Genomic DNA, 7,934 nt, shown 5'->3' on the forward strand with positions numbered 1-7,934 from the left:
CATCCAGACCCAGGCGATTCCCGCCATTCTCTCGGGCAAGGACGTGATCGCCACCGCGCAAACCGGCACGGGCAAAACCGCCGCTTTCGTGCTGCCGCTGCTGGAACGCTTTGGTCACGCGGAGCCCCTTCGCGCCAAGCGCATCCGCGCGCTGATTCTGGTGCCGACCCGCGAGCTCGCGATCCAGGTCGAGGCCAGCGTGGCCGAGTACGCCAAGCACCTGCCCTTGACGTCGCTTGCCGTGTACGGCGGCGTGGATACCCAGCCGCAGAAGGAGCGGCTGATCGAAGGCGTCGATATTCTGGTCGCCACACCGGGGCGGCTGCTAGACCTGGCGCATCAGCGAGCGCTGCACTTCGACGAGCTTAAAGCGCTGGTGCTGGACGAAGCGGACCGCATGGTCGATATGGGCTTCGTCGACGACATTCATAAGATCATGGTGCGCCTGCCGGAACACCGCCAGAACCTGCTGTTCTCCGCCACCATGAGCCACGAGGTGCGCGCCCTCGCCCACGGTTTTTCTGACAGCAAGAAGAGCGAGACGGCGGTGGAAATCTCCATTACGCCCAGCGTTCGCGCCGCCGCCACGATCGAGCAATGGCTGATCACGGTGGATAAGGACAACAAGTCCGCCCTCTTGAGCTACCTGATCAACGAACGGCAGTGGGATCAGGCGCTGATTTTCGTCGAGAAGAAGCACAGTGCGGCGAAGCTGGTGGCGCAGCTGGAAAAACGCGGCATCAAAGCGGATTCCATCCACGGCGGCCGAAGCCAGGCCATGCGCGAAACCGTGCTGGGTCAGTTCAAATCCGGCGAGCTCCAGTACCTGGTCGCCACCGGCGTCGCCGCCCGGGGTCTGGATATCGACGAGCTGAGCCGTGTGGTGAATTACGATCTCCCCTTCCCGCCGGAAGAGTACATCCACCGCATCGGCCGAACCGGCCGCGCGAGCGCCTCGGGCGAGGCCATCTCGCTGGTGGACATCAGCGACTTCAAGAACCTGTGCGCCATCGAAAAGCGCTTGAACAGCGTCATCGAGCGCCGGGAGATCGAAGGCTTCCCGGTGCGCAAGGAAGTCCCCGTGTCGAAATTGAATCACGTTAAGAAAGGCAAGCGTTAAGGTTTGAGTGGAAGCTCGCTGATTGAATTTGTCATCGTGCGGGCTTCTCACGGCGGCATTTTCTCGCCGTCAGGCGGATGTGAAGGCGGCCAACAGCTTGGCATTGGTGGGGTACTTTTCCAGCAGATCGCATAGCTTCTGCGCGCCATCTACCGGCTCGAGCTGCGTCAGCGCTCGGCGCAGTGTCCGCACTTTTTCGATGTCCCTGGCGTCGATCAGCAGCTCTTCCCGGCGGGTGCCGCTTTTGGCGATATCGATCGCCGGGAAAATCCGCTGGCTCGCTACCTCCCGCGACAGCACGATTTCCATATTGCCCGTGCCCTTGAATTCCTCGAAGATCATCTGATCCATTCGGCTGCCCGTGTCCACCAGCACGGTGGCCAGAATGGTCAGCGACCCGTCGTTTTCGATCTTGCGCGCCGCGCCGAACAGCTTTCGCGGTATTTCCATGGCCCGAGCATCCAGCCCGCCGGACATCGTGCGGCCACCGCCCCACTGTTCGGCGTTGTGTACGCGAGAAAGCCGCGTGAGCGAGTCGATGACGATCATCACGTCATGCCCCTCGCCCGCCTGCTGGCACGCGCTGGCCAAAAGCCGGTCGGCCAGCTTCACGTGATGAGCGTAGCTTTCGTCACTCGAGGAGGCGTGCACCTCGGCCGACACGCTGCGCTTGAAATCCGTCACCTCTTCCGGGCGCTCGTCGATCAGCAGCGCGTACAGTTTGATCGCCGGGCACGCCTCGGCCACGGCCTGGCAGATGTGTTTGAGCAGCGTCGTTTTGCCGGAGCCCGGCGGCGCGACGACGAGCCCGCGCTGACCCATGCCGATGGGGGTGATCAAATCCATGGCGCGCATGCTGCGCTGGGTGGAGCCGGCTTCCAGATGAATGCGGGGGGAAGGATGGATCGCGACGCCATTGAGAAACCGCTTTTCGGGGGTATCCAAAACTGCATCGTCTGCTTTATCGGCGGGCCTGGCATCTACCGGACGTTTGACCTTCAAGCTGAGTGTTTTGCGCGTCATGGGATTCGATGGATCGCCTTGGGTTAGCTGGGTGCATAGAGTAAAGGCTGAACTTTGAACATGGTATCGCGCATGAGCAGCACGGCCTCAACCATTCTCGGTGAACTGGGGTAAATCGTCGGTGATCTCGAACCACGGCGCCTTGTTGCCTACGAACACATGGCGGTTTGGGCGCACCCCGGGATCAACATCGAGGGTGCCCAGCGGAAGCGCGTAAACCTCCGGCTTTTCCTTAAACCGGGTATGGATGCTGGACCCACAGGTGAAGCAGAATACCTTGAACTCCCCCGGCGACGACTCGTAACGCTTGAGTAGCTCTTCGCCTTTAACGGTTCGCCAGTCCTTGGCCTGCACCTTGGCACAGGTTCGAAACGCGGCCGCATGAAGCTTGCGGCACATCGAGCAGTGGCAGTGGTAGACGTCGGTAAGGGGGCCGGTTATTTCGTATTGGATGCCGCCGCAAAGGCAGCTGCCGGATAAGGTCATTTTTAACTCGATATCTGATTTTTTAGCGATAAGCAGTGCCCTGATAAGGGAACTCGGTAGAGGTCATAGGCGGGCGCAAATATCATCGAATTGTTATAAGCAAAACCAGCTACCAACCCCACCAGCGCCCGACCCTGACTATCCCACGCCAAACCGCCCCCATAATAGAGGGAAATAATTTTGGCAGCAGAAACGCCAACGCTGCAAAGACGATAATGCAGGTCATCAGGTAGGTGCTGCTGAGAAACCCTCTCCAATGCCAGAGCTGTTTGTTGATCCCGAGCCAAATAAAGACGGCGGTCGGGATCGAGAAAAACAGGGATACGAAAAGACTGATTAGTCTTGATTCCATTGGGCTGCCTTGGTTACTTTTTCTTATTCATAACGCCGCATTCAGTGAATTTTAAGCTGCAATGTTTTGTCATGAATGTACAATCCGATACATTCCTATCTTTTCTAAAAAATCGGTTCCTATCAGATAAGGCCTGTGATATCCAGATTTGGCGCTTTCATATTGGTTTGGATCAACGAGCATTATACATTTATGAGAAGGGTATAGACCGCGTTTAAAAAGAAGGTCGGCATGTGCCTCTGCAGTACAGTCTAAAATCGTACCATCTGTAAGGGTCAGCCAAACATGGGCTTTAATGTCTCCAGCAATATTTGGCTTCTTTAGCTCACTTTCTATAGAATCTTTAGACATCTCACAATAAATATAGTCATTCCAATACCTATCACCCACCGTGATAAAGCTTTCAATGTTCAGGTAACTTTTAAGATAGAGCATTATTATTAAATGCACAGGCGTACATTGACCAGCCAAATCTTCTGAAGTTTGATAACCGTAGTGGTACAATGCATCTCCACATAGTTGAAAAACATCTTGCATAGTTGAACTTTCAATCTTTTCACCTAGGGGTATTGGAGATTTCTCAACCTTCAAACCTAGGCTGCAAGTGTAGTCAACTGCATTTATCAATCTTTGTATATAATTCAATTCTTACAACCCTTCGTTGAGAGCTATTTAGTTACCAGAACCCATAGCGCATAACTCACTGGAATTTCGGTAGTGTAGCGGGTGGAATTTCCGCGTGCGGTGATTTTTCATGGGCAGCACCATTATGTAGCAATACTCTTGGTCATTTTTTCATAATGCTCAGGATACCCTGTAACCTCAAATACAAGCCTCAGCCCCTCTCTGAAATCATCATAGTTAAATTCTTTAAAACCGAATATATTTTGCCCAAGAGAATGAGATTCTCTATTGATATAGCGGCAAAATGATTGGAACTTGTTGCCTTGAAGTTCAGGCTTCTGTACCACATTGCTTAAATCTGCCTTTTGGACAAAATTGAAAAAATACTCGATTATATTCCGCATACAGTTTGCAATAAGAGCTGGCGGTTGGTTCCTATCGTTTACAACAGTCCAATATGAGTGATAGTCATTTTGAATTTCCTCATATTTCATGGCTTTGATATTTGATCCATCGCTGTTTTTTGACAAGCGAAATAATTTTTGATTTTCTTTTCGGCGATTGTGATTAGGATCCGCAAGCTCGTAGAAAAAATATAAGCTATGTGTTAGAATAAACACTTGCTCAAAAAGAGAAGATAAAAAAAACTCTGTTTTTAGTAACTGCCCAACATTATATACATATATATGAGACAGACTAGAGACCGGATCATCAATAATAGCTATCTTTTTCTTTGATATTTCTGCTGCGCTGCGTTTACCCTTACATACTTCACAAAAATACAAGAAGCTAATAATCATTTTTTCTCCTTCACTTAGTGAGGAAAAAATCGCATCTGAATTGCTATCACGAACTATTCTATAAAGCTCATCACAATGCCTCTTAATCGAAAAGTCTGTTATACCAAGATTAACCAAACTGTTGTTTATACTTGAAACTGCTTCTTCTATATTTACCGTTGATTTTTGAAGCTCAGCTATTTCATTTCTTTTTATTTGTGCATTTTTAGATGCATTTAATTTTCTTTCTGATGCATCTAAAATTATTTTCTTCGAAGAATTTTGATCAACGAAGTAAGGCGCTATAGTTTGATCATACTCCCAACGCATTAACTCCCAAAATTCTTTTCTTAGTCTATTCATTTCACTATCAATATTATCAAGTCGATCATTATGGTTAGAAATATCATTATTAATTAAAGCTATAATTTCATTGAACTCTTGTACATATACGTCTGTTTTGACCAAAGCGACTTGAATGCTTGGTTTTTTTTCTTTCTCACTGATTGCATTAATATTACAATTTAAAGATTTCTCCAAGCTTCTATACTTCTCCGTCAATTCCGATAAATAGTTTTCTACAAAAGAATTAATTTTATAAGAATCTAACGGTAAAAGCGCATCAGCCGCATTGATATATCGCTCTAAATAATTAGAGATCATATTGACCGAATCATCATAGGTTTTGTCGAAATAACCTTTAATTTCGCTAGCTAGATGCTTAGTAATTGTCTTTTTTTGGCAAAAAGGACAGCTTGTAGGTTGGTCAATAATATTTTCTGGGATGTATTCAAGACCCTGTCGAACCCAATCAGAATTTTTAAGCTCATCTATTAGAGCTGAAACAGAGCTATCTGCACTACCTATAATTATTTTATTAAAGAGATCACTTTCTTCAATTTTTTGCTCTAAAAAAGAAAACGTGGATAGATATTCATATTTTTTTGCGGTTTCCCCGTTTATAGCTTCAACTTCATCTTTAATTTGCTGTATACTTTTAGCTGGTTCATTATCGGGCTTAGGTATATTTGAAACATAATTAAAAAGAGGTTCTTTTCTCTTCAGTCCATCTAGACAATATTCCAATACTCGGTCGCCACCAGTATATTTTCTCTTTATTTCAAATAGCTTTTCATGAGCTTTATCTTTCAACTCAGAAATTTTGGATTGCTCTTCTTCAATAACTTTTTGCTCAGCCTTTAAAGAATTTTCAATAATTGAAAGTTCAGCTTCGGCATCAATAATTTTTTCTTCAACATGTTTATTTTCTTTAGAGAGACTGAATATACCTTTAAGACTATCAGCTTCAAAAAAGTGATCTTGTATAAACCTCTGATTGTAAACCAGTATTGATTCATCACTGCCAATATCAATAGAGCAGCTTTCATAACCAGCACTAAGTGGATCGTACAAATAGTTTGATAGAGTGCTTTTTCCTGTGCCATTCAGTCCATAAATAATATTTACTTTCTTATCTGTTTCTAACGTAACAAGAGATTGGTAACTTGCAACTCCCTGTATTCTAATTTCAGATATCATATCCCATTCTCCAAAAGCACATAGCAATTATTTAATACCCAGCGGCATAATATTAATAAACAAGCTGGCGTTTTACTGAAGTTATACAGTACGCACAAAAACGTAACGTATTGATTTAAATAACGCTGACCAATTATCAAGCAGCATATCAATTATTCACGTGCGCGCTCGTTTTGTCCTTTTCAATCATACTTTATCCACGAATTTCCCTTAGGTCACGTGGTAATTTAGTGACAGCGGTCAACAATAGGTCGTAGGCCTGCGTAAAATTCAGGTGGGCAATGTTTCAGGTCTGGGAACGAGCTTGAGCCAATTTTATGACAGTAAGTGAGGGCTGCGGTTTTATCGGGGCAGCTGGCGCTGCCCTTCGCGCGCTAAAGCGTGCTCCTACCAATACTCTTAACTACTGTGGCTTATTGGGAGCATTGACACTTGCAGGCCTCGGTGGGCCTGCAAGTGCTTTCGAGCCTGGCTTACGCTTTGAGCACGTACTTCAGCGTTTCCACAACCTGCTCAGTGGTCGTACACCAAGCCTGCGCCCCAGCATCCACTTCCTTGAGCGGATGCACGATATCCTCGCCATGCAGCGTGATATACGGCTTGGCCAACGCCGAGCAGTAGCCCGCATCGAACGCCGCGTTCCACTGCTTGTACTTGTCGCCAAAGCGCACGACGACCAGATCCGCCTGCTCGATCAGCGTGCGGGTGCGGATGGCGTTGACCTTGGAGGATTGGTGGTCGCGCCAGAAGCCGTTTTCGGGCTTGCCCAGGTGGTCGCCGGCGGCGTCGCTGGCGTCGTGGTCGGTAACCGGCGCGGTGAAAACGACGTCGAGTCCTGCGGCCTCGGCGCCGCGTTGGATCTCGTCGCGCCAGTCGGTGTGGATTTCGCCGGAGAGGTAGACGTAAAAGCTCATGGAGTGCTCCTCGCTTTATAAGTGTCGTTAGGTAGAGCGTATTTTATGGAAAAAGATTCCGACTTTATAGCGGCGCTCAAAGAAGCGGCTCGCGGGCCAGCAGGTAACTATCCATGATCCAGCCGTGCTGGTCGCGAAGCGCAGCCCGGCGCTCGAGAATCTGTTGCTCGACGTCATTCAGGCGCCCGTCGATCAGGCACTGTTTCTCCATGCCAAGATACGCCCCCCACCAGATATGCACGTGCTTGTCCTTAAGCGCGCTAAACGCCCCGCCGCTGTCGAGCATCACCGCCACGGTGGCGGCATCGCTTGGCCACCCCTTCTCGCGCAGGCGGCGCCCGGTGGTGATATGCACCGCGCCGGCCAGGGCGTTGAGCGGTATGCGGTGCTCAGCGGTGAGCACCTGCAGGCTGGTAATGCCGGGGATGACGCTGACCTCGATCTCGCGCCCGCCTTCCAGCAGGCGCTTGGCGATGCGCAGGCTGCTGTCGTAAAGCGAAGGGTCGCCCCACACCAGCATGGCGGCGCGACCGCCGTTTGGCAGGTGTTCGCTTAAAAGCGACGCCCACACGGCGGCAATGGACACATGCCAGTCGTTGACCGCGCCCAGGTACGGGGCGTTTGCGTCACGCGTGGGCAGGTCGAACTCGACGACGTTCGCAGCGCTTCTGTTTTCCAGCAGCTCATCGCAAAGCAGGCGGCGCAGATCGATCAAATCACTCTTGGCCTCGCCCTTGCGCGGCAGCAGAATCACATCCGCGTTATTGAGCGCGCGCACCGCCGCCAGCGTCACGTGGTCGGGGTTACCGGTGCCGATGCCGATGAACGAGAGCGCGATCACGGCTGGTCCTCGCTGCTGGCAAAAGGCGAATCCGCCGACTGCGGGCGAAAGCGGCGGTCGTAGCCTACCGCGTACAGGCTGCTCTCCTGGAAGTCGTCGCACGCGAGCACCGGACCGACCAGAATCAGCGCGGTGCGCTGGAGCGCATCATTCATTTGTGCCTGGATGGTGGCAAGCCGCCCGCGCAGCACGCGCTCGTCCGGCCAGCTCGCCCGCCAGACGATCGCGACCGGGCAGACGCCGCCGTAAAAAGGCG

The 7,934-nt window shown here is 50.2% G+C and carries 7 protein-coding genes and 1 pseudogene; 1 reads left to right on the forward strand and 7 read right to left on the reverse strand.

The window, feature by feature from the left end; genetic code table 11:
• Positions 1-1,120: DEAD/DEAH box helicase (locus BIS11_RS06715; RefSeq protein WP_253585852.1), on the forward strand; the 1,120-nt coding region annotated here is incomplete at its 5' end.
• Positions 1,121-1,189: 69 nt separating this feature from the next.
• On the opposite strand, the gene rho is transcribed toward BIS11_RS06715, so the two are convergent.
• The 7 genes and pseudogenes from rho to BIS11_RS06750 all read right to left on the reverse strand — a co-directional run.
• Positions 1,190-2,143 carry a transcription termination factor Rho gene (gene rho, locus BIS11_RS06720; protein WP_253420528.1) on the reverse strand — a complete coding sequence of 318 codons (954 nt, stop codon included), beginning with the start codon at positions 2,141-2,143 and terminating at the stop codon, positions 1,190-1,192.
• Between the two features lie 87 nt (positions 2,144-2,230).
• On the reverse strand, positions 2,231-2,629 hold the full coding sequence (locus tag BIS11_RS06725; protein WP_253420531.1) for a GFA family protein: 399 nt from the start codon (positions 2,627-2,629) through the stop codon (positions 2,231-2,233).
• 421 nt (positions 2,630-3,050) lie between these two features.
• A complete protein-coding gene (locus BIS11_RS06730; RefSeq protein WP_253420534.1) occupies positions 3,051-3,626 on the reverse strand; it encodes a hypothetical protein in 576 nt (191 codons plus the stop codon).
• Positions 3,627-3,748: 122 nt separating this feature from the next.
• A complete protein-coding gene (locus BIS11_RS06735; RefSeq protein WP_253420536.1) occupies positions 3,749-5,923 on the reverse strand; it encodes an AAA family ATPase in 2,175 nt (724 codons plus the stop codon).
• Positions 5,924-6,396: 473 nt separating this feature from the next.
• On the reverse strand, positions 6,397-6,837 hold the full coding sequence (locus BIS11_RS06740; RefSeq protein WP_253420538.1) for a YtoQ family protein: 441 nt from the start codon (positions 6,835-6,837) through the stop codon (positions 6,397-6,399).
• 76 nt (positions 6,838-6,913) lie between these two features.
• Positions 6,914-7,678 (reverse strand): precorrin-6A synthase (deacetylating), encoded by a 765-nt coding sequence (gene cobF / locus BIS11_RS06745; RefSeq protein WP_253420540.1) that lies wholly within the window; start codon positions 7,676-7,678, stop codon positions 6,914-6,916.
• Positions 7,675-7,934, reverse strand: a pseudogene (locus BIS11_RS06750) (precorrin-4 C(11)-methyltransferase); the annotation flags it as partial. The gene cobF and the pseudogene BIS11_RS06750, both read right to left, overlap by 4 nt.

Origin of the sequence: Halomonas sp. 707D4, from assembly GCF_024158685.1 — a bacterium.
Taxonomy (GTDB): domain Bacteria; phylum Pseudomonadota; class Gammaproteobacteria; order Pseudomonadales; family Halomonadaceae; genus Vreelandella.

Coding starts and splice junctions, on each gene's coding strand:
- BIS11_RS06740 (WP_253420538.1), bottom strand. CDS start 6,837: ATGAGCTTTTACGTCTACCTCTCCGGCGAAATCCACACCGACTGGCGC.
- BIS11_RS06725 (WP_253420531.1), bottom strand. CDS start 2,629: ATGACCTTATCCGGCAGCTGCCTTTGCGGCGGCATCCAATACGAAATA.
- rho (WP_253420528.1), bottom strand. CDS start 2,143: ATGACGCGCAAAACACTCAGCTTGAAGGTCAAACGTCCGGTAGATGCC.
- BIS11_RS06735 (WP_253420536.1), bottom strand. CDS start 5,923: ATGATATCTGAAATTAGAATACAGGGAGTTGCAAGTTACCAATCTCTT.